This is a genomic window from Nocardioides xinjiangensis (assembly GCF_017916455.1).
GTDB classification, from domain to species: Bacteria; Actinomycetota; Actinomycetes; order Propionibacteriales; family Nocardioidaceae; genus Nocardioides; species Nocardioides xinjiangensis.
Window position 1 is genome coordinate 1 of sequence record NZ_JAFMSY010000007.1, and the last position, 855, is coordinate 855.

General features: G+C 59.2%; 1 rRNA gene. It reads left to right on the plus strand.

Going from position 1 to position 855, the window contains the following annotated elements:
* Nucleotides 1-552: 552 nt before the first annotated feature.
* Nucleotides 553-855: ribosomal RNA gene (locus J3P38_RS17465) — 23S ribosomal RNA — on the plus strand; the annotation flags it as partial.

Sequence of the window (855 nt, forward strand, 5' to 3'; positions counted from 1 at the left end):
AGGTAGCCGTACCGGAAGGTGCGGCTGGATCACCTCCTTTCTAAGGAGCACACACCCCGACATCCAGCTGGTCCATTGGGGGCCGCTCCACGTTCGCGTGGGGAGACTGGGTGCGCATGGTGGTGTCTTTCTAGTGGAATCGTCGACGTCAGGATCTTCTGCTCCTTCCTTGTGGGGGGTGGGGTTTCTGGTCATGTCTGTTCCTGGTGCCCGGTCGGGTGTCGGGGGTGGGGCGTGGTTGAGCACACTGTTGGGTCCTGAAGCATCAGGCGGTCGGGACGTTGGTCCTGGCTGGCTTGGGGTTTCTGGTCCTCCCTTCGCCTGCGGCGCGTGCGTGTCGTTGGGGTTGGTGGGGTTGTTGTTTGAGATCTGCATAGTGGACGCGAGCATCTTTGTAGCTCGTCTGACCTGCACGAGGTGGCCTTCGGGTTGTCTGGGTGGCGGGTCGTGACAAGTTGCGTATGGCATGGCCGGCTTTTCCTGGCTGGTCGTGTCGGCCGGCTCGCCCGTTGATTGTCGGGTGGGTTGGTGTGTGTTGTTTTGACGTTGTTGAGACAAGCTATGAAGGGCACATGGTGGATGCCTTGGCATCAAGAGCCGATGAAGGACGTTGGAGCCTGCGATAAGCCCTGGGGAGTTGGCAACCAAGCTGTGATCCGGGGGTGTCCGAATGGGGAAACCCAGCACGAGTCATGTCGTGTTACCCGCACCTGAACACATAGGGTGTGTGGAGGGAACGTCGGGAAGTGAAACATCTCAGTACCGTCAGGAAGAGAAAACAACAGTGATTCCGAGAGTAGTGGCGAGCGAAATCGGATGAGGCTAAACCGCGGTTGTGTGATACCCGGCAGGGGT